Raw genomic sequence first — 20902 nt, forward strand, 5'->3', positions numbered from 1 at the left:
CGCTTGGATTTCCACGTCTGCTTCGCCAAAAGACGCGCGACATGCGACGCCTCTCCGTCATCACCGCCGCCGTGGCCCTTGGCACACTCGGCGCCGCCGCGGTCGTCGCGCAGATCGAGGGCGGCGACCGTGGCGTCGCCGCGGTCGACAGTTCGGACGATTTCGAGGTCAGCGGTATCCGCGTCGACGTCTCGGCACCGAACGCCGAGGCGGCGCGGCTCGCCGGCTGGCGCGAGGCGCAGCGCAAGGGCTTTACCCAGCTGGCGCAGCGGCTCGGCGCGGGTGAGCGGACGCTCTCCGACGGCACGCTCGATTCGATCGTGTCGAGCGTCGTGATCGAGCAGGAGCAGATCGGCCCGACCCGCTACATCGCGCGGCTGGGCCTGCTGTTCGATCGCGCCCGCACCGCCGCGCTGCTCGGCGTGTCCGCCTATGTCGAACGATCGCCGCCATTCGTGGTGGTCCCGGTGCAATGGTCCACCGGCGTGGGTACCGCGTTCGAGCAGCGTACGCTGTGGCAGGAAGCCTGGGCGCGCTTCCGTACCGGCAGCAGCGCGATCGATTACGTCCGCCCCAGCGGCACCGGTCCCGACCCGTTGCTACTCGACGTCGGGCAGACGCAGCGGCCCGATCGTGCCTGGTGGCGCACGGTCATCGATCAATATGGCGCGCGCGATGTGCTGATGCCGACCGCACGGCTGACGCGGCAATGGCCGGGCGGACCCGTGGTGGGCAGCTTCGAGGCGCGTTCCGGTCCGGACCACCGATTGTTGCGCGCCTTCACGCTACGCGTCGGCAGCGCGCGCGGTATCCCGGCGCTGCTGGACGAGGCGGTGCGTCGGATCGACTCGATCTACCAGGAAGCGCTGCGCGGCGGCGAACTCGATCCGGACACCGGCCTGTCGCCGATCATGCCAGCGGCGGCGCCCACGCCGACCGACCTGCTCGACCCGATCGTCGACGAGAGCGCAACCGCGACCTCCGTCAGCAGCATCACGGTTCAGTTCGACACCCCCGACGCAGGAGCGGTGACCGGGACGGAGGGCGCGCTCCGCGCGGTGCCCGGGGTAAGCTCGGCGGCGACCACCAGCCTCGCGCTCGGCGGAGTATCGCTGATGAGCGTGAGCTATGCCGGGCCGCCCGAAGCGTTCCGCGCCGCGCTGGAAGCGCGCGGATGGCAGGTGTTCGGCGGCGGCACCACGTTGCGGATCCGGCGCGCGCCGCCGGGATCGGCGGCCCCCGCCGCGGCGGCCACGTCCGGCGCCGTCGCGCCGCCGCGTGGACCGACGGGATGACGCAATTCGCGCTACCGCTGGCCCTGCCCATCGACGCGCGTGACGCCGAGTTCCTCGTCACCGACTCCAACGCCGCCGCGGTGCGACTGCTCGACCGATGGGCTACCTGGCCCGTGCGGAGTGCGATCCTTGCCGGCCCGCCGCGTTCCGGCCGCACGCTGCTCGGGCATATCTTTGCGGCGCAATCGGGCGGCCGCGTCGTGGATGACGCCGACACGCTGGAGGAGGAGGCGCTGTTCCATGCCTGGAACCGTGCGCAGGAGGAGCGGCGGCCGCTGCTTCTGGTCGCCGCGGCGCTACCGCCCGTTTGGGCGGTGCAGCTGCCCGATCTGCGCACGCGCTTGGCCGCCAGCCCCGCAGTGACGATCGGCGCGCCGGACGATGCGCTGGTGCGTGCGCTGCTTGAGCGCGGATTCGCGCGTCGCCATCTCGACGCCCGGCCCGACCTCATCGCCTGGCTGGTGACGCGACTGGAGCGGAGTCATGCCGCTGTCATCGATGCCATAGAGAGACTGGACCGCGCCGCACTGGCGGGGCGACGCCGCTTGTCGATCCCGCTGGCGCGCGAAACCCTCCAGCCCGACGCGGCGTTCACCGCGCAGAGCGATCTTCCATGACCCGACCCACCATCATCGCCCGCACCGACGCGGAGGACGTGCTCGACGATCCCTTCATGGATCGGGACGGCGGCCGCTATTTCAACCGCGAGCTGTCGTGGCTCGCGTTCAACCGCCGCGTGCTCGACGAGGCGTGCAACCGCGCGCACCCGCTGCTGGAGCGGCTGCGCTTTCTCGCCATCTCGGGTGCCAACCTCGACGAATTCTTCATGGTCCGGGTCGCCGGATTGAAGGGCCAGCAGCTCCAGGATGTGGAGGCGCGCTCGGCCGACGGTCTCACCCCGGGGCAGCAGCTCGCCGCGATTGTTGAGGAGGCGGACTCGCTGATGGCGAGCCAGCAGTCGGTGTGGCGCGACATCCGCGCCGAGCTCGACGGGGTGGGCATCTCGGTGCCGGGCAGCCATGCGCTCGTCCATGTGCTCGACGCCGAGCAGCAGGCGTGGCTCGAGACCCATTTCCGCGAGCAGCTCTTCCCGGTGATCACGCCGCAGGCGCTCGACCCGGCGCACCCGTTCCCCTTCCTGCCCAATCGCGGCATGGCGGTGATGTTCGACCTGGTCCGCCGCTCCGATCAGGAGCCGATCCGCGAGCTGGTGATGTTGCCGCCGGGCATGCCGCGCTTCGTCCGCGTACCGGGCGAGGGCGCGCGCTATGTCGCTACCGAATCGATCCTCAAGCGCTTCGCCCCCGCGCTCTTCCCGGGTTACGACGTGCTCGGCGCGGCCGAGTTCCGGGTGCTGCGCGACAGCGATATCGAAATCGAGGAAGAGGCCGAGGATCTCGTCCGCTATTTCGCCAATGCGATCAAGCGCCGCCGCCGCGGTCGCGTGATCCGGCTCGAGCTCGAGACCGGGATGCCGGACACGCTCGCCGCGGTGCTGCGGGACGAGCTCGGCGGGGCGGACGCGATTGTCACCGAGACCGGCTCGTTCCTCGGCATCGGCGACCTGTCGCTGCTCGCCGACGAGGACCGACCCGACCTCAAGTTCGTTCCCTTCACGCCGCGCTTCCCCGAACGGATCCGCGAGTTCGGCGGCGACTGTTTCGCCGCGATCCGCTCCAAGGACATCGTCGTCCACCATCCGTACGAGACGTTCGACGTGGTGCTCGCCTTCCTCAAACAGGCCGCCAACGATCCCGACGTGGTCGCGATCAAGCAGACGCTGTACCGCGCGGGCAAACAGTCGGCGGTGATCAGCGCGCTGATCGCGGCGGCCGAGGCGGGCAAGTCGGTCACCGCGGTCGTCGAGCTCAAGGCGCGCTTCGACGAGGAGCAGAATCTGCAATGGGCGAGCGCGCTGGAGCGCGCCGGCGTGCAGGTCGTTTACGGCTTCATCGACTGGAAGACCCACGCCAAGGTGGCGATGGTGGTGCGGCGCGAGAACGGCAAGTTCCGCACCTACTGCCATTTCGGCACCGGCAATTATCATCCGGTGACAGCACGGATCTACACCGATCTGAGCTTCTTTACCGCGGACCCGCGCGTCGGCCGCGATGCGGCGCGGCTGTTCAACTACATCACCGGCTATGTCGAGCCCGGCGACATGGAGAAGGTCGTGCTCAGTCCGCGCAGCCTGCGCGAACGGTTGATGCAGGACATCGACCGCGAGATCGCGCACGCGCGCGCCGGCCGCCCCGCCGCGGTCTGGGCGAAGATGAACTCGCTCGTCGACCCCACGATCATCGAGAAGCTGTACGAGGCGAGCAACGCCGGCGTGGAGATCGACCTCATCATCCGCGGTATCTGCTGCCTCAAGCCCCGCGTGCCGGGCATGTCCGAGAATATCCGCGTCAAGTCGGTGGTGGGCCGTTTCCTCGAGCACAGCCGCATCGCCGCCTTTGGCAACGGCGCGGCGCTGCCGAACGACAATGCGCTGGTCTATATTTCCTCGGCCGACTGGATGCCGCGCAACTTCGATCGGCGGGTCGAATATCTGCTGCCGATCGACAATGAGACGGTGCATGACCAGGTGCTCGACCAGGTGATGGTCGCCAATCTGATCGACAATGAACAAACGTGGGAGCTCCAGCCGGACGGAAGCTACGTGCGCGTCGATCCCGGTGACAAGCCGTTCAATCTTCATCGCTATTTCATGGTCAACCCGTCGCTGTCGGGACGTGGGGCGGCGCTCGACGGCGACGAGGTGCCGGTGCTCTCGCTGCGGCGCGCGCGGTGAGGCTGCTGCCGACGCGCCGTGTCTCCCGCTGCGGCGCGAGCGACACCAGCGATCCGCCACGCACCGCGATCATCGATATCGGTTCGAACTCGATCCGGCTCGTCGTCTATCAGGGGCCGCCGCGGCTGCCCTCGATCCTGTTCAACGAGAAGGTGCTGGCCGGGCTCGGGCGCAGCCTGGCGCAGTCCGGCACGATCGACGCGCAGGCGATGGCGATCGCGCGCACGGCACTCCACCGCTTCGCCGCGCTGGCACGCGCGATGGAGGTGACGCGGCTGCGCACCGTCGCCACCGCGGCGGTACGCGACGCCGACAATGGTGCCGAGCTGGTCGCCGTCGCCGAAGAGGCGGGGCTGAGCGTCGAGACCTTGCCGGGCGAGAAGGAAGCCGAGGCGGCCGGGCTGGGCGTGCTCTCCGGCATTCCCGACGCCGACGGTATCGTCGGCGACCTGGGCGGCGGTAGCCTCGAACTGGTGCGCGTGCGCGGCGGCGCGCTGCACGAGCGTGCCTCGTTTCCGCTCGGCGTGCTGCGCATCGGCGAACTGCGCGAGCGTAACCTGCTCGACAAGAGGGTGGGCGCGCTGCTCGCCACGGGGGGCTGGAGCGGGGTGGGGCAGGGCACGCCGCTCTACCTCGTCGGCGGCTCGTGGCGCTCGCTGGCGCGGCTCGACATGGTGGTGACGCATTATCCGCTGCCCGTGATCCATCAATATGGCATGTCGGCCGACACGATCGCACGGCTGCGTCGTACGCTGGCGCATGTCAGCAAGGCGCGGCTGCGCGAAATCCCCGGCATCTCGGGCGGGCGCGTGCCGACGCTGAGTGATGCGGCGGCGCTGCTCGCGGCGGTGCTGCGCCATCTCGGCAGCACGCAGACGATCGTCTCGGCCTATGGGTTGCGCGAGGGGCTGCTCTATGACGAGTTGAGCGCGGCAGAACGCGCGCTCGATCCACTGGTGGTCGCGACGCGCGATGAAGGGCGCGTCAGTGGGCGCTTTCCCGAGCATGGCGACCTGCTCGACGCCTGGATCGCGCCACTGTTCGCGGGCGAGGACGCGAGCGACGCGCGACTGCGCACCGCGGCCTGCCATCTTGCCGACGTCGGGTGGCGCGCCAATCCGGATTTCCGCGCCGAGCGCGGCCTGGAGATCGCGCTTCACGGCAATTGGGTCGGCATCGACGCGCGCGGCCGCGCGATGCTGGGGCAGGCGCTATGGACCGGAATGGGCGGCGCCGCGACCCCGCCACCGCCGCTGACATTGCTCGCAGACGAGCCGTCGCTGAAGCGCGCCGCCGCCTGGGGCACCGCGATGCGGCTGGGGCAGCGGCTCAGCGGCGGCGTGGCGGGGCCGCTGGCGCGCTCGTCGCTGCGGGTCGAGGCCGGTGAGCTGGTGGTGACGCTGACCGGCGACGATGCGGCGCTCTACGGCGAGGCGGTGCAGAAGCGGCACAAGGCGCTCGCGCAGCTGCTGGGCTTGCAGCCGCGGCTGGGGTGAGGGACGTCGGCCTCGACTAACCCTTCTGTCGTTCCGGACTTTATCCGGGATCGGTACGCGCGTTCGCGGCCGCTGAGTATGCGGGACCGTGCATTCCGGACCAAGCTCGGGATGACGGCAGGAAGGGATGCGAAGCGCCTCAGCCGCAGCTCAGCTTGACGATCGATCCACCCGCATCAGTCTCGACGTTCAGCCGATCGGCACGATAGTCCATCGTCAGCGCGTCGCCGGTGGCATAGCGGCGTACCGTGCGTGCACCGCTCAGCCGCTGCGCCTCCGCCTCCACCGTGTCCGCCGCGCGCCCAACCAGCGTTGACGCGGCGCCGGCGTCGCAGCCTGTGCCGGGCGCATCCCCACCCGCGACCGGCGCCGCCACCTTGGGCGCACAGCCCGCCAGCGCAACCAGCATGACGGACGCGATCGCGATCCGGCTCACGCCGCGGCCTCCGTCCGCGTCATCTTGAGCTTGCCGTCCTGCACCGCAAAGCCGAGTCGCCCCTCGACCAGGTCGAGCGCGTCGTGGCCGAACTGGTCGTAGCGCCAGCCTTGCAGGATCTGCAGCCCATTCCGCTGCCCCGCGGCGAGTGCCTCGAGCTCGTCGCCGCGCGCGAGCAGCCGCGGCGCGACGTCGATGTCGCGCGCGCGGATCTTGAGCAGCAGCTTGAGCAGGTCCGCCACCAGCGCGCCCTCGCGCCCGAGCCCGGGCTTGCGGTCCTCGCGCGGCGGCAGCTCGGCGTCGGGCAGCGGCGCCGCCGCCTCGATCGCCGCCATCAGCCGCGCGCCGATGTCATTGCCCGCCCAGGTTTGCGACAGGCCGCGTACCTTGGCGAGATCGACCTGCTTGCGCGGCGGGTGGCTGGCGAGATCGGCGATCGTCTCGTCCTTGACGATGCGGCCGCGCGGCAGGTCCTTGGCCTGCGCCTCCAGCTCGCGCCAGCGCGCGATCGCCTTGAGCCGGCCGAGCACCTCGGGCTTGCGGCTCGACACGCGGACGCGCTTCCAGGCGACATCGGGATCATTGGCGTAATTGGCCGGATCGGCGAGCCGCTCCATCTCCTGGTCGAGCCACGCGCCGCGGCCGGTCTTGCGCAGCCGCTCGAGCATCTTGGGAAAGATCTTCGCGAGATGCGTAACGTCGCCGATGGCATATTCGATCTGGCGCGAGTCAAGCGGGCGGCGCGCCCAGTCGGTGAAGCGCGCGCCCTTATCGACCGATATGCCGAGCCAGCTGTCGACGAGGTTGGAATAGCCGATCTGCTCGCCCTGGCCGAGCGCCATTGCCGCCACCTGCGTGTCGAACAGCGGGTGCGGGGTCTTGCCGGTGAGATTGTAGATGATCTCTATGTCCTGCCCGCCGGCGTGGAACACCTTGAGCACGTCCTCATTGTCGACCAGCAACGCGAGCAGTGGCGCGAGGTCAATGCCGGGTGCCATCGGGTCGATCGCGGCGGCCTCCTCGGTGTCCGCGATCTGGATGAGGCAGAGCTCCGGGTAATAGGTGCTCTCGCGCATGAACTCGGTGTCGACCATCACATAGGGCGCCTCGCTGAGGCGCGTGCAAAGATTGGCCAGCGTCGCGCTGTCGGTGATCAGGGGGTGAACGTGCATAAGCGCCTGCCCATAGCCGGGCAGGCGCGGGTTGACAAAGAGGGTAATGACGCGAGAGGGCCGCGATCATCCGACAACCGCCGTCGCGGCGCGTCGCCGGCCGCCGTGCCGCCGCCTTCCGCGGCGCCGGCGCCCGGAGCGAAGCGCGGCGCCGCAGCCAGAGTTTCCGCCCCATGCACGCCTATCGCTCCCACACCTGCGCCGCGCTGACCGCCGATGACGCCGGCCAGACCGTCCGCCTCTCGGGCTGGGTGCACCGCAAGCGCGACCATGGCGGCGTGCTCTTCGTCGACCTGCGCGACCATTATGGCGTCACCCAGATCGTCGCCGACAGCGACTCGCCTGCGCTGGCGCTGCTGGAGAGCGTGCGCGTCGAGTCGGTGGTGACGATCGACGGCGAGGTGAAGCGTCGCAGCGAAGGAACCGTGAACGGTGCGCTCGCGACCGGCGAGATCGAGGTCTATGCGCGCGCCGCGACGGTGCAGAGCGCCGCGGCCGAGCTGCCGATGCCTGTTTTCGGCGACGCCGAATATCCGGAGGAGATCCGGCTGCGCAACCGCTACCTCGACCTGCGCCGCGACAAGCTCCACGCCAATATCATGCTGCGCTCGAGCGTGATCGCCTCGATCCGCCGCCGCATGGTGGAGCAGGGCTTCACCGAGTTCCAGACGCCGATCCTCACGGCCTCGTCGCCGGAGGGCGCGCGCGACTATCTGGTGCCGAGCCGTGTCCATCCGGGCAAATTCTACGCGCTGCCGCAGGCGCCGCAAATGTTCAAGCAGCTGCTGATGGTGGCGGGGTTCGACCGCTATTTCCAGATCGCGCCCTGCTTCCGCGACGAGGATGCGCGCGCCGATCGCAGCCCGGGCGAGTTCTACCAGCTCGACTTCGAAATGAGCTTCGTGACGCAGGACGACGTCTTCGCCGCGATCGAGCCGGTGCTGCACGGCGTGTTCGAGGAGTTCGCCGACTGGCAGGGCAAGGGTCGGACCGTCTCGGCGCTGCCGTTCCGCCGCATCCCGTACCGCGAGTCGATGCTCAAGTACGGCAACGACAAGCCCGACCTGCGTAACCCTTTGATCATAAGCGACGTCGGCGAGCAGTTCGTCGGCTCCGGGTTCGGCCGCTTCGCGTCGATCGTCGAAGCGGGCGACGTGGTGCGCGCGATTCCGGCGCCCAACACCGCGGACAAGAGCCGCAAGTTCTTCGACGACATGAACGCCTGGGCGCAGGGCGAGGGTTATGCCGGGCTCGGCTATGCCACGCGCAAGGGCGGCGAGTGGGGCGGCCCGATCGCCAAGAATCACGGCGAAGAGAAGATGAACGCGCTCGCCGACGCGCTCGGGCTCGGGCCGGACGACGGGCTGTTCTTTGCCGCCGGCAAGGAAGCGCAGGCGGCGAAGCTCGCCGGTCTGGCGCGCACCCGCGTCGCCGACCAGCTCAGGCTGATCGACACGTCGCGCTTCGAGTTCTGCTGGATCGTCGACTTTCCGATGTTCGAATATGACGAGGACAACAAGAATGTCGACTTCAGCCACAATCCCTTTTCGATGCCGCAGGGTGAACTGGAGGCGCTGGAGACCAAGGACCCGCTCGACATCCTCGCCTATCAATATGATATCGTGTGCAACGGCATCGAGCTGTCGTCGGGCGCGATCCGGAACCATCGCCCGGACATCATGTACAAGGCGTTCGAGATCGCGGGCTATACCAAGGCCGATGTCGACACCAACTTTGCCGGCATGATCAACGCCTTCAAGTTCGGCGCGCCGCCGCACGGCGGGTCGGCGCCGGGGATCGACCGGATCGTGATGCTGCTTGCCGACGAGCCCAACATCCGCGAGGTGATTGTCTTCCCGATGACGCAGAAGGCCGAGGACCTGATGATGGGCGCGCCCAGCTTCGTCTCGGCCAAGCAGCTCAAGGAGCTGAACATCAAGGTGACCGCCGAGCTGCCGAAGGACAAGGACGCGCTGGTGGCGCCGAAGGCGGGGTGAGGGGAACAGGGTAGGGGACGACGTCCTCTCCTACCCGCCACCCCGGCGTCCGCCGGGGTGGAAGGAGATGCGTAAATCGGCAACGGGGCGCACGCTCTCGCGGGCGCCCCAACCACCTCACGCCGGCTCGAAGTGGCCGTCGTCCTGCAGCACGCGCAGCTTGCCGTCGGTGATCGCGAAGACCGCGCCGTGCAGCCGCAGCTTGCCGTCCTGCACGCGGTCGCGCACGAACGGGAAGGTCATGAGGTTGGCGAGCGAGACCTTGACGCCCTCCTGCTCCAGCGCCGTCTGACCCTCCGGTCCCTTGCCGTGCTCGCTGATCACCTTCTCGCGTGCATCGTCGAGCAGGTCGATCCACGAGGCGACGAAGCCGCCCTGGCCCGGCTCGGCCTGCTTGAGGTCGCCCGACAGTGCCGCCTTGACGCCGCCGCACTCGCCGTGGCCGAGCACCAGCACTTCCTCGACCTGGAGCACGGTGACCGCGAACTCGAGCGCGGCCGAAACGCCGTGGCGCCCGCCGCCGGTCTCGAACGGCGGCACCAGAGCGGCGACGTTGCGGACCACGAACACCTCGCCCGGACGGCTGCCGAAGATGGTGGCGGGATCGACCCGGCTGTCCGAGCAGGCGATGACCATCACCTTGGGCGACTGACCGCTGGCGAGCTCGGTCCAGCGCTCGCGCTCCTCCAGCCACTCGTTGCCGCGGAAGCGGTAGTAGCCGTCGATCATATCGTGGAACTTGCTCATTCGTCAGTTACCCTTCCGTTGTTTCGAAGACTGCCAGCCGCTATCTGCGACGGCATGAACGAGATGACTCCGCTTCCGGCTCCAGCGCGCCAGCGCAAACCCGACTGGATCCGCGTCAAGGCGCCCACCAGCGAGGGCTTCGCCGCCACGCGCGCGCTGATGCGCTCCAAGAGCCTCACCACCGTGTGCGAAGAGGCCGCCTGCCCGAACATCGGGGAGTGCTGGACCAAGAAGCACGCGACCGTGATGATCCTGGGCGATACCTGCACGCGCGCCTGCGCCTTCTGCAACGTTAAGACCGGCATGCCGCGCGCGGTCGACCCGATGGAGCCGCAGAACGTCGCCGACGCCGCCGCGCAGATGGGCCTGGAGCATATCGTCGTCACCTCCGTCGACCGCGACGACCTGCCCGATGGCGGCGCGCGGCAGTTCGTACGGGTGATCGAGGCGATCCGCCGCACCAACCCGACGACGACGATCGAGATTCTCACACCCGATTTCCGCAACAAGCACGAAGCCGCGGTGGAGGCCATCGTCGCCGCGCGCCCAGACGTGTATAATCACAATCTGGAAACCGTGCCGCGGCTGTACCCGACGATCCGGCCCGGCGCGCGCTATTACGCGTCGATCCGGCTGCTGGAGAGCGTCAAGAAGCTTGATCCGTCGATCTTCACCAAGTCGGGCATCATGCTCGGCCTGGGCGAGGAGCGGCTCGAGGTCCACCAGGTCATGGACGACATGCGCTCAGCCGACATCGATTTTCTGACAATGGGCCAGTATCTCCAGCCCACGCCGCGTCATGCCAAGGTGGCCGAGTTTGTGCCCCCCAAGGCGTTCGACGCTTATGCCGCGATCGCGCGCGCCAAGGGCTTCCTGCTGGTGGCCTCGTCGCCGCTGACGCGGTCGAGCTATCACGCCGGCGACGATTTCGCGAAGATGCGGGCAGCGCGCGAGGCGAAGCTTGCCAAAGCATAGCGAGACCCGCCGGCTGCCCTACAGCCCCGAGCAGATGTTCGACCTGGTCGCGGACGTGCGCCGGTACCCGGAATTTCTGCCTTGGGTGACGGCGATGCGCGTGCGCCAAGACGGTGAGAGTGAGACGCTCGCGGACATGATCGTTGGTTTCAAGGGCCTGCGCGAGACCTTCACGTCGAAGGTGGCGAAGGCGCGGCCGGACACGATCCGCGTCGAATATGTCGACGGGCCGCTGAAGTATCTCCACAACGACTGGCGTTTCCGGCCGGACGGGGAGGGCGGCTCGCTCGTCGACTTCACCGTCGACTTCGCGTTCAAGAACCGGATGTTTGAGATGCTCGCCGGGCAGGTGTTCGGCGTCGCGTTGCGCAGGATGATCGGCGCGTTCGAGGAACGCGCGCGCGCGCTCTATAGCGACTCGGTCGCGGGCTCCTCGTCGGACTCGGGGAGCAGCAGCTCCAGCGCGCACAGCGCCGCCTGAAGCCGAACCCCGGCGCGACCGAGATCACCGAAGAAGCGCTTGTCGGCGACCACATTGGCGGGATCGCCGGCGCGCTCGGCGCGCGCGAACACCACCGTGCCGACCGGCTTCTTCTCGCTTCCGCCGCCCGGGCCGGCGACCCCGGTGATCGCCACCGCGACATCTGCGATGGATTGCGCGAGCGCGCCCTGCGCCATGCTCCACGCCACGGCGATCGACACCGCGCCGAACGTATCGAGCACGTCGCCGCTGACCCGCAGCTGCCGCTGCTTGGCCTCGTTCGAGTAGGTGATGAAGCCCGCATCGAACACGTCGGACGAACCCGCGATCTCCGTCAGCGCGGCCGAGACCAACCCGCCGGTGCAGCTCTCCGCCACCGCGATGCGACGGCCCGCGGCGCGATTGGCATCAATTACGCGACGGGCGGCGTCGACCAATTCCTGGGGCAGAACCGAGTCGCTCATGGCGCCGTCACCGCGGCGCACACGGGCAGATCGGGAACGGCGTTGCGCTTGCCCTTGTTCTTCTCGGCCTTGAGATAGCGGAGCGTGGCTACGACGATGCCGGCGGTGTTGCGTGCCGGCAATGGCTCGAGCAGCGTCACCAGCCGATCGAGCGTCGGGCAGTCGCCAGGCTGGATTCGCCCGGTGATCTGCGGCGCGAAGAGCGAGGTCAGCATCGGTCGGGCATAGTCACTCAGCAGCAGCAGTTCCACCGCCGGGTCGCTGAGCTTGGCGATGGCGGTGCGCGCCGCCGGCCACGCCCGATCGGCCTCGCGATCATATTTCTGGAGCAGCGGACTGTCGGTGCGCCGCAGCAGGCTCGACGCCGGCAGGGCCGCGCAGACGCGGCCGGCATCGCGAATGATCTCGGGCATCGCCACCAGTGCGATCGACTCGGCATCGGCGCTCGACAGGCAGCGGTCCTGTGCCGCCGCGGCGGGTGCGGCGATCAGCGCGACGCTCGCCAACGCCGCGGCCAGCGCAAACGTGCGCCTCACGCGACGAGCCCGGACGGGAGCGTGACGGTCGCGATCGCCTGCGCGGCGATGCCCTCGCCGCGGCCGGTGAAGCCAAGTCGTTCGGTCGTGGTCGCTTTCACGCTGACCCGATCGGTCGAGAGGCCGAGAAGTTCCGCGATGCGCGCCTGCATCGCGGCGCGGTGCGGCCCGATCTTGGGCGCCTCGCACATCAGCGTGAGGTCGACGAAGGTGACACGCCCGCCCCGCGCCTCGACGAGCGCGCGCGCGTGCGCCAGGAACTGTCCGGACTCGGCGCCGCGCCATTGCGGATCGCTCGGCGGAAAATGCGTGCCGATATCGCCCGCCGCGATGGTGCCGAGTACCGCGTCCGTGATCGCATGGAGCGCGACATCCGCATCGCTGTGCCCCGACAGCCCTTGGTGGTGCGGGATCAGGACTCCGCCGAGCCATAGTTCCTCGCCGTCCTCGAGCCGGTGGACGTCGAAGCCGCTTGCCGATCGCGTCTCCACACCGGCGCGGGCCGTGGCGGCGGCGAAATCGGCGGGGTAGGTGATCTTCTCGAGCATCGCGTCGCCTTCCACCTGTCGGACCGCCGCGCCCAACGCGCGGACCATCTGCGCGTCGTCGGTGGCGGCGCCACCGTGCCATGCGTCGTGCGCACGCCGTAATGTAGCGGCGTCGAACGCCTGCGGGGTTTGGACTCGCGCGAGTGTCTCACGCGCGACGGTGACCCCGTCATGCGTGACCAAGGTGTCCGCGACGGGCAGCACCGGGATCGCGCCGGGAGCCGCGTCGAGTGCGCCGAGCAGGCGATCGATTACCGCGCCGGGAACGAACGGGCGCGCTGCGTCATGCACCAGCACGCGCGTCGCCTCCGGCACGGCGCGGAGCCCGGCCCGAACCGAGTCGCGCCGCTCGATGCCTCCGGTGACCCATTCGGCGCCGGGGACAGCCGCGGCCAGCAGCGCCTCCTGGTCCTCGCCGATAACGACGATCACGCGATCCACCTTCGGATGCGCGGTGAGGGCGGCATGGCTCCACGTGAGCATGGGGCGGGCTGCGATCGGGGCGAACTGCTTGGGCGCGGCGCTGCCGCTGCGCGAGCCGCTACCGGCGGCGACGATAAGGGCGACCGTGGTCATCGCGGCGGGCCCTAGCCGGTCCGCGCGCGGCTTGCCAGAGCGCGGCGGGTCGACTACCTGCCCATTTTTCGGGCACCGCCATGACTCAACCTCTTCCCACCCGCCTGACGCCGGTCCGGATCGGCGACGTGAGCATTGACCAGCCGGTCGTGCTCGCGCCGATGACCGGCGTGACCGATCAGCCGTTCCGCACGCTGGTCCGGCGCTACGGCTCGGGGCTTAACGTCACCGAGATGATCGCGAGTCAGGCGGCGATCCGCGAGACGCGCCAGTCGCTGCAGAAGGCAATGTGGCATGTCTCGGAGGAGCCCGTGTCGATGCAGCTGGTCGGCTGCACGCCTTACGAAATGGGTGAGGCGGCACGGCTCGCGCGCGACAAGGGCGCCGCGATTATTGACATCAACATGGGCTGCCCGGTCCGCAAGGTGACCAACGGTGACGCCGGTTCGGCGCTGATGCGTGACCTGAAGCTCGCCGCGGCCATCGTCACCGACGTGGTGCGCGCGGTGGACGTGCCGGTGACACTCAAGATGCGAATGGGCTGGTGCCACGACAGCCTCAATGCGCCCGAGCTGGCGCGCATCGCGGAGGATCTCGGCGTGCGCATGGTCACGGTGCACGGCCGCACGCGCAACCAGATGTACAAGGGCAGTGCCGACTGGGGCTTTGTCCGCCGGGTCAAGGACGCGGTGACGATCCCGGTGATCGTCAACGGCGACATCTGCACCATCGACGACGCCGAGGCTGCGCTGGCACAGTCAGGCGCGAACGGCGTGATGATCGGTCGCGGTGCCTATGGGCGTCCGTGGCTGCTCGGCCAGGTGATGCATTGGTTCGCCACCGGCGAGCGCCGTCCCGACCCGTCGCTGGATGACCAATATGCCGTTCTTTCAGAGCATTATGAGGCGATGCTCAGCCATTATGGCGTCGTCACCGGCGTCAACATGGCACGCAAACACATCGGCTGGTACACCAAAGGCATTCCCGGCTCGGCCGAGTTCCGCAACAAGGTGAACCAGGAGCCCGACCCCGTCCGGGTGAAGGCTATGCTTGCCGACTTCTACGCGCCGCACCGGATGCGGGTCGCGGCGTGACGCCGTCGCAGCGCGGGCCGAGCGAGGCCGAGCTGCTCGCCGCGCTGCCCGTCGCGGTGCTGGTGGTCGATCCCGACGACCGCGTCGCGCGCGCCAACGCCGAGTGCGAGACGCTGCTCAACCTCTCGCAGCGCGCGATGCACGGACAGACCGTGGCCGCGCTGCTCGGCGTCGCCGGTGCCGACGAGCGTCGCGCCAGCCATGCCTTCGCCGCGTTCGACATCGAGCTCGAGCTGCGCGGCGGGGTGAAGGTACGCGTCGACCTGATCGAAGCTGCGGTGGTCGACCAGCCGGGCTGGCGGACGATCACGCTCCACCATGCCGCGGCGTCGCGCCGGCTCGGCATGTCGAGCGACCGCGCCGCCGCGGCACGCGCAGCGGTGGGCGCCGCGGCGATGTTGGCGCATGAGATCAAGAACCCGCTATCGAGCATCCGCGGCGCGGCGCAGCTGATCGCCGACGGTGCCGCGGCGGACGAGCTGACCGGGCTGGTCATCGCCGAGGTCGATCGCATCGCCGCGCTGATCGATCATATGGAGGATTTCACGGACACGCGCCCGCGCGAGGTGATGCCGCTGAACATCTACCCGCTGCTCGCGCACGCCCGCGGGGTGGCGCTGGCCGGGTTCGCGCGCGATATCGCGATCGAGGAACGCTACGATCCGTCCTTGCCTGCGGTTTTGGGCAATCGCGACGCGCTCCTTCAGGTGCTGCTCAACCTGCTTAAGAACGCGGCCGCCGCGCTAGGGCCGCGCGGCGAGCGGCGCATCACGCTCACCACCGCCTATCGCCACGGCATCACCGTCGCGACCGGGAAGGGGCGCGAGCGCGTCGCGCTGCCGATCGAGCTGTGCGTGATCGACACCGGCCCCGGCGCGCCCGACGACATCGCGGACCATCTGTTCGACCCGTTCGTATCGGGTCGCCCCGAGGGCAAGGGGCTGGGCCTCGCCCTGGTCGACAAGCTGGTGCGCGACATGGGCGGTATCGTCCAATATGCGCGCGAGGGGCAGCCGCATCACACCGTGTTCCGCCTGCTGCTGCCGCGCGCCGCATGAGCACGGGCAAGGTCCTGATCGTCGATGACGACGATGCGGTGCGCACCGTGGTGGCGCATGCGCTGCGCCGCGCCGGCCATGCGGTGCGGACCGCCGCCAGCCTCGCCGACATGGCGCGCGAGCTGCGGACCCACCCGCCCAACGTGCTCGTCACCGACGTGGTGCTGCCTGACGGTGACGGGATCGACCATGCCGGGCGGCTGGCGGTGGAGCGGCCGGACATGCCGGTGATCGTGCTCTCGGCGCGCAACACGCTCACCACCGCGGTGCGCGCCACCGGGGCAGGCGCCTATGATTATCTGCCAAAGCCGTTCGACCTCGACACCCTGACCCGCACCGTCGCGGCCGCGCTCAAGCGCGGCGGCGTCGCGACCGAGCACGCCGCGGCGGAAGAGGAGCAGCTGCCGCTGATCGGCCGCTCGCCGGCGATGCAGGACGTGTATCGCGTGATCGCGCGCGTGATCTCGAACGACCTCACAGTGCTGGTCTCGGGCGAGTCGGGCACCGGCAAGGAGCTGGTCGCGCGTGCGATCCACGACCTTGGTGCGCGCCGCGCCGCGCCGTTCGTGCCGATCAACATGGCGGCGATCCCGCGCGAGCTGATCGAAGCGGAGCTGTTCGGCCACGAGCGCGGCGCCTTCACCGGCGCGGCGCAGCGCAGCGCGGGGCGGTTCGAGCAGGCTGGCGGCGGCACCTTGTTCCTCGACGAGATCGGCGACATGCCGATCGAGGCGCAGACACGGCTCTTGCGCGTGCTTCAGTCGGGCGAGTTCACCACCGTTGGCGGCGCAAGAACCATCCGCGCCGACGTGCGGATCGTCGCGGCGACCAACCGCGACCTGCAGCAGGCGGTCGCGGGCGGGCAGTTTCGCGAGGATCTCTACTATCGGCTCAACGTCGTGCCGATCGCGCTACCCGCGCTACGGGAGCGGCGCGGCGACATCGCCGAGCTGGCGCGCCACTTCCTCGACCGCGCGGCCGAGGCCGGGCTGCCGCGCAAGACTCTCGACGCCGAGGCGGTTGCGGCGCTCGAGGCGCATGACTGGCCGGGCAATGTCCGCGAGCTCGAGAATCTGATGCGGCGGCTCGCAGCCCTCTCGCGCGACGATCGTATCGGGGCAGTCGAGGTCGTCGCGACGATCGGCGCCACGCCAGGCGTCGCCGAGACGCTGCCCGAGCCGGGGATCGAGGCGGCGGTGCTCGCGATGATCGACCGGCTCGCGCGCGAGCTGCCGCGCGCGCTCGACGATGGTACGCTCTACGATCGCGTGATCGGCGCGGTGGAGCGTCCCTTGATCGCGGCGATGCTGATGCGCCACGGCGGCAACCAGTTGCGCGCCGCGCGAGCGCTCGGGCTCAACCGTAACACGCTGCGCAAGCGCCTCGATCTGCTCGGAATCGAACCCGGAGCGCGGCCATCCGGAGCAGGCGAGGGATAGACCGCCGAAATATGTGTTCTCTGTGCAACACCGATGTTGTAGCGAGAGAGCGATGATCGCGGGAGTCCCTCCCTCTTCCTCCACCACGTCGTCCGCCCGCCGGCGCCCGACAGTCACGCCGGCGCTGGAACTCGCCGTGCTGGCGGTGGCGGTTGCGATCGGCGTCGGCAGCTATTTTACGGTGCGCAGCGAGGGTGGTCCAGCCGCGCTGCTGGCGCCGCCGGTGGTGGCATTGCTGCTCGTCGCCAACTTGGTGGCGGGAATCGCGCTGATGATCCTGCTGGGGCGGCGGATCGCGCTCACTCGCGCCGCGCGCTCGCCGGTGGGCGGGGAGGGGCGGCTCCACGTTCGCTTGGTGTTGTTGTTCTCGCTGGTCGCAGCCGTGCCCGCGCTGCTCGTGACGATCTTCGCTTCGCTCTTATTTCAATATGGTGTCCAATTCTGGTACTCGGATCGTGCGCGCGGCATGTTCGAGAACGCCGCGTCGGTGGCGCAGGAGAGCTATCGCAACGAGTCCGATCGGGTCGGGCGCGAGACGATGACGATGGCGGGCGATCTCGCAGACTATCTCCGCGCCGATCCGATCGAGAGCAAGCGCTTCGCCGCCGGGCTGGCCTACCAATTGTACCTGCGCAACCTCTCAGAGGCGCTGATCGTCCAGCGCGGTCAGGACGGCGAGCTCCGCACCCGCGCGTTGGTCAATCCTTATGATCGCCAGCTCGAACGGGTGGTCACCAAATCGATGGTCGATCAGATCGAGGCGGGGGCGGCGTCGGTAGTGGTGCGCTCGGGCGACCGTGTGGGCGTGCTGACCCGGCTCGATTATCAGCCTCACAGCTATCTCTATTCGGCGCGGGTGTTCGACCCCCAGCTCGCCAACCAGCTCAACCGCGGCGCGGCGGTGCTGGCCGATTATCGCCAGCTGATCGCGCGCGCGCGCTCGCTCCAGCTCCAGTTCAACGCGGCGCTGCTGATCGTCTCGCTGCTGATCGTCGGGGTGGCGGTGTGGATCGCGCTCGCGGTGGCGGACCGGCTGGTACGCCCGGTCGGCGAGCTGGTCGACGCCGCGCGCCGTGTCGAGGGCGGCGACCTGTCGGCGCGCGTGCCCGAGACGCCAGCACGCGACGAGGTCGGCACGCTCGCCAATGCGTTCAACAGCATGACCGCGCGACTCGAGGCGCAGAACACCGCGCTGGTCACCGCCAACACCCAGCTCGAGAATCGCCGCGCGCTGATCGAGGCGGTGATGTCGGGCGTCTCCGCGGGCGTGATCTCGATCGACTCGCAGGATCGCACGATCCGGCTCGTCAACAGTTCGGCGCAGACGCTGCTGGGGCTGGATGCGCCGCCGGTGGGTCGCGTGCTGCGCGCGGTCGCGCCCGAACTCGACGCGATGCTCGACGAGGGCGCGCGCGAGGCCAACGTCCAGCACAACGTCCAGGGGGAGATGCGCACCTTCGCGGCGCGGATCGCGCGCGACGGCACCGGTCCGATCATCACTTTCGACGATATCACGCAGCAGCTGACCGACCAGCGTCGCGCCGCCTGGGCGGACGTCGCGCGCCGCATCGCGCACGAGATCAAGAACCCGCTCACCCCGATCCAGCTCGCCGCCGAGCGGTTGCAGCGTCGCTACGGCGGCAAGGTCGAGCCGAGCGACACCACCTTCGCCCGGCTGACCGACACGATCGTCCGCCAGGTGGGAGACCTGCGCCGGATGGTCGACGAATTCTCCTCCTTCGCGCGCATGCCCAAGCCCGTCTTCCGCGAGGAAGCGCTGATCGACATCGCGCGGCAGACAATGTTCCTTCACGAGGTGGCGCATCCCGGCATCCGGTTCATGCTCGATCATGACGAGCCCGCCCCCACGCTGGTGTGCGATCGTCGCCAGCTCGGTCAGGCGCTGACCAACATCGTCAAGAACGCGGTCGAGGCGGTCGAGGCCGCGGACGTCAGCGAGGGCGCGGTGTCGATGGCGTTGCGCGAGGCGGAAGGACGCGTTGTGATCGAGGTCGCGGACACCGGCGTCGGCCTGCCGCTCGAGCGCGACCGAATCGTCGAGCCCTATATGACGACTCGCGCGCGCGGCACCGGGCTCGGGCTCGCGATCGTGAAGAAGATCGTCGAGGAGCATTTCGGCACGATGACCTTCGCCGACCGACCCGGCGGCGGCACCGTAGTGACGCTGTCGTTCGACGCGGCGCTGCTCGAGCCGCTCGCCGCCGCGGATGCCACCCCGTCCCAGGACGGCTTCACCGACGACGATCGCACGATCGCCGCCCTGACCAGAAATCGGATCTGACAAGCTATGGCGATCGACATTCTCGTCGTCGACGACGAACTCGACATCCGCGAACTCGTGGCCGGCGTGCTCGAGGACGAGGGATATGAATCGCGCATGGCCGGCGACAGCGACGCCGCGCTGGAAGCGATCGCGATGCGCCGCCCGAGCCTGGTGCTGCTCGATGTCTGGCTGCAAGGTTCACGGCTCGACGGGCTCGACCTGCTCGAGGAGATCAAGCGACGCGATCCTTCGATCCCGGTGCTGGTGATCTCGGGCCATGGCACGCTCGACACCGCGGTTGCCGCGATCCGCAAGGGCGCGGCCGATTTCATCGAGAAGCCGTTCCAGGCCGAGCGGCTGCTGCTGATGGTCGAGCGCGCGACCGAGACCGAGCGGCTGCGCGCGGAGGTGGCGAGCCTGCGCGCCGCGGCGGGACGCGGCACCGACCTGACGGGGAGTTCGACCGCGATCAACGCGGTTCGGGCGACGTTGAAGCGGGTCGCCGGGACGGGCAGCCGCGTCCTGATCGTCGGCCCCGCGGGGGTCGGCAAGGAGGTGGCCGCGCGGCTGCTCCATGGCTGGAGCCAGCGCGCGCACGCCAACTTCATCATCGTCAGCACCGCGGGAATGAGCCCGGACCGCGTCGAGGAGGAATTGTTCGGCGTGGAGGAGGGGGGCGACCTCGTCCGCACCGGGCTGCTTGAGCAGGCGCACGGCGGGACCTTGTTCCTCGACGAGATCGCCGACATGCCGCCCGCCACCCAGGCGCGTATCCTGCGCGTGCTGACCGACCAGAGCTTCACCCGCGTTGGCGGTACGCGCGTGGTCAAGGTCGACGTTCGCGTCGTCTCCGCCACGGCGCGCGACCTTTCGCTGGAGATCGCCGAAGGGCGGTTCCGCGAAGACCTTTACTACCGGCTGAATGTTGTTCCGGTGACGATCCCGCCCTTGGCGGAACGGCGCGAGGACATTCCCGCGCTGGTCGAACATTTCGTCGCCCATTACGCCGCCGAGCGCCGCGTGCCCGTCCCCGAGATCGCGACCGACGCCCTGGTGGCGCTGCAATCCTACGACTGGCCCGGCAACGTCCGCGAGCTGCGCAACGTGGTGGAGCGGACGATCATCCTCGCGCCGGGCGATCGGATCGGCCGGATCGACCTCGATCTGCTACCGGCGGAGGTGCTCGGCGGCCAGGAGACGGGGACGGGCGCCACCGCGATCATGGGCGCTCCCTTGCGGGAGGCACGCGAAACCTTCGAGCGCGAGTATCTGCGCGTCCAGATCAGGCGTTTCTCCGGCAACATCTCGCGCACCGCCAGCTTCATCGGCATGGAGCGCTCGGCGCTGCATCGTAAGCTGAAGCTGCTGGGGATCACCGAGACGCGCGAGGACTAAGAAGCCGCGTCATTCCGGGTGCCCGCGCGCGGGGGCGAGGCATCGCCTGTCTGCCGCTGGCGCTGAAAACGGGTTCAGCGCGCGAAGGCCTTGTCTGGAAGCGCCCCGCACCCTC

At 69.2% G+C, this 20902-nt stretch carries 18 protein-coding genes; 12 read left to right on the forward strand and 6 right to left on the reverse strand.

Annotated elements, in window-relative coordinates:
- Positions 1–41 precede the first annotated feature (41 nt).
- Genes ACMGDM_RS13010 through ACMGDM_RS13025 form a run of 4 tightly spaced genes read left to right on the forward strand, consistent with a single transcriptional unit; the run spans position 42 to position 5585 of the window.
- A complete protein-coding gene (locus ACMGDM_RS13010; RefSeq protein ID WP_436804542.1) occupies positions 42–1295 on the forward strand; it encodes a heavy-metal-associated domain-containing protein in 1254 nt (417 codons plus the stop codon).
- A complete protein-coding gene (locus ACMGDM_RS13015) occupies positions 1292–1912 on the forward strand; it encodes an HdaA/DnaA family protein (protein ID WP_436804543.1) in 621 nt (206 codons plus the stop codon). The genes ACMGDM_RS13010 and ACMGDM_RS13015 overlap by 4 nt, the downstream gene beginning before the upstream one ends.
- A 56-nt stretch (positions 1913–1968) precedes the next feature.
- Positions 1969–4089 carry an RNA degradosome polyphosphate kinase gene (locus tag ACMGDM_RS13020; RefSeq protein ID WP_436804836.1) on the forward strand — a complete coding sequence of 707 codons (2121 nt, stop codon included), beginning with the start codon at positions 1969–1971 and terminating at the stop codon, positions 4087–4089.
- The gene (locus ACMGDM_RS13025; RefSeq protein WP_436804544.1) at positions 4086–5585 is read left to right on the forward strand and encodes a Ppx/GppA phosphatase family protein; all 1500 of its coding nucleotides are present in this window, start codon (positions 4086–4088) and stop codon (positions 5583–5585) included. The genes ACMGDM_RS13020 and ACMGDM_RS13025 overlap by 4 nt, the downstream gene beginning before the upstream one ends.
- Positions 5586–5724: 139 nt before the next feature.
- Here ACMGDM_RS13025 and ACMGDM_RS13030 read toward each other — a convergent pair whose 3' ends face one another.
- Both ACMGDM_RS13030 and rnd read right to left on the reverse strand, forming a co-directional pair.
- A complete protein-coding gene (locus tag ACMGDM_RS13030; protein WP_436804545.1) occupies positions 5725–6021 on the reverse strand; it encodes an I78 family peptidase inhibitor in 297 nt (98 codons plus the stop codon).
- Complete coding sequence (gene rnd, locus ACMGDM_RS13035) at positions 6018–7193, reverse strand: ribonuclease D (protein ID WP_436804546.1); 1176 nt, start codon at positions 7191–7193, stop codon at positions 6018–6020. The genes ACMGDM_RS13030 and rnd overlap by 4 nt, the downstream gene beginning before the upstream one ends.
- A 173-nt stretch (positions 7194–7366) precedes the next feature.
- Here rnd and aspS point away from each other — a divergent pair, with 173 nt between their 5' ends.
- Complete coding sequence (gene aspS, locus ACMGDM_RS13040) at positions 7367–9190, forward strand: aspartate--tRNA ligase (protein WP_436804547.1); 1824 nt, start codon at positions 7367–7369, stop codon at positions 9188–9190.
- A gap of 117 nt (positions 9191–9307) precedes the next feature.
- On the opposite strand, the gene ACMGDM_RS13045 is transcribed toward aspS, so the two are convergent.
- Positions 9308–9937 (reverse strand): carbonic anhydrase, encoded by a 630-nt coding sequence (locus ACMGDM_RS13045; protein ID WP_436804548.1) that lies wholly within the window; start codon positions 9935–9937, stop codon positions 9308–9310.
- Positions 9938–9991: 54 nt separating this feature from the next.
- Here ACMGDM_RS13045 and lipA point away from each other — a divergent pair, with 54 nt between their 5' ends.
- Both lipA and ACMGDM_RS13055 read left to right on the forward strand, forming a co-directional pair.
- Positions 9992–10912 carry a lipoyl synthase gene (lipA, locus tag ACMGDM_RS13050; protein WP_436804549.1) on the forward strand — a complete coding sequence of 307 codons (921 nt, stop codon included), beginning with the start codon at positions 9992–9994 and terminating at the stop codon, positions 10910–10912.
- Positions 10899–11393 (forward strand): type II toxin-antitoxin system RatA family toxin, encoded by a 495-nt coding sequence (locus ACMGDM_RS13055; RefSeq protein WP_436804550.1) that lies wholly within the window; start codon positions 10899–10901, stop codon positions 11391–11393. Before lipA ends, ACMGDM_RS13055 begins: the two co-directional genes overlap by 14 nt.
- Here the strand turns inward: ACMGDM_RS13055 and ACMGDM_RS13060 are convergent.
- Genes ACMGDM_RS13060 through ACMGDM_RS13070 form a run of 3 tightly spaced genes read right to left on the reverse strand, consistent with a single transcriptional unit; the run spans position 11321 to position 13517 of the window.
- On the reverse strand, positions 11321–11857 hold the full coding sequence (locus ACMGDM_RS13060; RefSeq protein ID WP_436804551.1) for a CinA family protein: 537 nt from the start codon (positions 11855–11857) through the stop codon (positions 11321–11323). The genes ACMGDM_RS13055 and ACMGDM_RS13060 overlap by 73 nt on opposite strands.
- Positions 11854–12393 (reverse strand): hypothetical protein, encoded by a 540-nt coding sequence (locus ACMGDM_RS13065; protein ID WP_436804552.1) that lies wholly within the window; start codon positions 12391–12393, stop codon positions 11854–11856. Before ACMGDM_RS13065 ends, ACMGDM_RS13060 begins: the two co-directional genes overlap by 4 nt.
- Positions 12390–13517, reverse strand: coding sequence for a bifunctional 2-C-methyl-D-erythritol 4-phosphate cytidylyltransferase/2-C-methyl-D-erythritol 2,4-cyclodiphosphate synthase (locus tag ACMGDM_RS13070; RefSeq protein WP_436804553.1), 1128 nt, complete (start codon positions 13515–13517; stop codon positions 12390–12392). Before ACMGDM_RS13070 ends, ACMGDM_RS13065 begins: the two co-directional genes overlap by 4 nt.
- 80 nt (positions 13518–13597) lie before the next feature.
- Between ACMGDM_RS13070 and dusB the strand changes: the two genes are divergently transcribed.
- Genes dusB through ntrX form a run of 5 tightly spaced genes read left to right on the forward strand, consistent with a single transcriptional unit; the run spans position 13598 to position 20787 of the window.
- On the forward strand, positions 13598–14611 hold the full coding sequence (gene dusB, locus ACMGDM_RS13075) for a tRNA dihydrouridine synthase DusB (protein ID WP_436804554.1): 1014 nt from the start codon (positions 13598–13600) through the stop codon (positions 14609–14611).
- Positions 14608–15669, forward strand: a complete 1062-nt coding sequence (locus tag ACMGDM_RS13080; protein ID WP_436804555.1) for a two-component system sensor histidine kinase NtrB — start codon at positions 14608–14610, stop codon at positions 15667–15669. The genes dusB and ACMGDM_RS13080 overlap by 4 nt, the downstream gene beginning before the upstream one ends.
- Positions 15666–17108 carry a nitrogen regulation protein NR(I) gene (gene ntrC, locus ACMGDM_RS13085; protein WP_436804556.1) on the forward strand — a complete coding sequence of 481 codons (1443 nt, stop codon included), beginning with the start codon at positions 15666–15668 and terminating at the stop codon, positions 17106–17108. Before ACMGDM_RS13080 ends, ntrC begins: the two co-directional genes overlap by 4 nt.
- Before the next feature lie 52 nt (positions 17109–17160).
- Positions 17161–19410, forward strand: coding sequence for a sensor histidine kinase (locus tag ACMGDM_RS13090; protein WP_436804557.1), 2250 nt, complete (start codon positions 17161–17163; stop codon positions 19408–19410).
- A gap of 6 nt (positions 19411–19416) precedes the next feature.
- Positions 19417–20787 (forward strand): nitrogen assimilation response regulator NtrX, encoded by a 1371-nt coding sequence (gene ntrX, locus ACMGDM_RS13095; RefSeq protein ID WP_436804558.1) that lies wholly within the window; start codon positions 19417–19419, stop codon positions 20785–20787.
- Positions 20788–20902: the final 115 nt, after the last annotated feature.

This window comes from Sphingomonas larreae, assembly GCF_051400595.1.
In the GTDB taxonomy this organism is placed as follows: Bacteria; Pseudomonadota; Alphaproteobacteria; order Sphingomonadales; family Sphingomonadaceae; genus Sphingomonas.

Coding starts and splice junctions, on each gene's coding strand:
- ACMGDM_RS13010 (WP_436804542.1), top strand. CDS start 42: ATGCGACGCCTCTCCGTCATCACCGCCGCCGTGGCCCTTGGCACACTC.
- ACMGDM_RS13015 (WP_436804543.1), top strand. CDS start 1,292: ATGACGCAATTCGCGCTACCGCTGGCCCTGCCCATCGACGCGCGTGAC.
- ACMGDM_RS13020 (WP_436804836.1), top strand. CDS start 1,969: ATGGATCGGGACGGCGGCCGCTATTTCAACCGCGAGCTGTCGTGGCTC.
- rnd (WP_436804546.1), bottom strand. CDS start 7,193: ATGCACGTTCACCCCCTGATCACCGACAGCGCGACGCTGGCCAATCTT.
- aspS (WP_436804547.1), top strand. CDS start 7,367: ATGCACGCCTATCGCTCCCACACCTGCGCCGCGCTGACCGCCGATGAC.
- ACMGDM_RS13045 (WP_436804548.1), bottom strand. CDS start 9,937: ATGAGCAAGTTCCACGATATGATCGACGGCTACTACCGCTTCCGCGGC.
- lipA (WP_436804549.1), top strand. CDS start 9,992: ATGAACGAGATGACTCCGCTTCCGGCTCCAGCGCGCCAGCGCAAACCC.
- ACMGDM_RS13060 (WP_436804551.1), bottom strand. CDS start 11,857: ATGAGCGACTCGGTTCTGCCCCAGGAATTGGTCGACGCCGCCCGTCGC.
- ACMGDM_RS13070 (WP_436804553.1), bottom strand. CDS start 13,517: ATGACCACGGTCGCCCTTATCGTCGCCGCCGGTAGCGGCTCGCGCAGC.
- dusB (WP_436804554.1), top strand. CDS start 13,598: ATGACTCAACCTCTTCCCACCCGCCTGACGCCGGTCCGGATCGGCGAC.
- ntrC (WP_436804556.1), top strand. CDS start 15,666: ATGAGCACGGGCAAGGTCCTGATCGTCGATGACGACGATGCGGTGCGC.
- ACMGDM_RS13090 (WP_436804557.1), top strand. CDS start 17,161: ATGATCGCGGGAGTCCCTCCCTCTTCCTCCACCACGTCGTCCGCCCGC.
- ntrX (WP_436804558.1), top strand. CDS start 19,417: ATGGCGATCGACATTCTCGTCGTCGACGACGAACTCGACATCCGCGAA.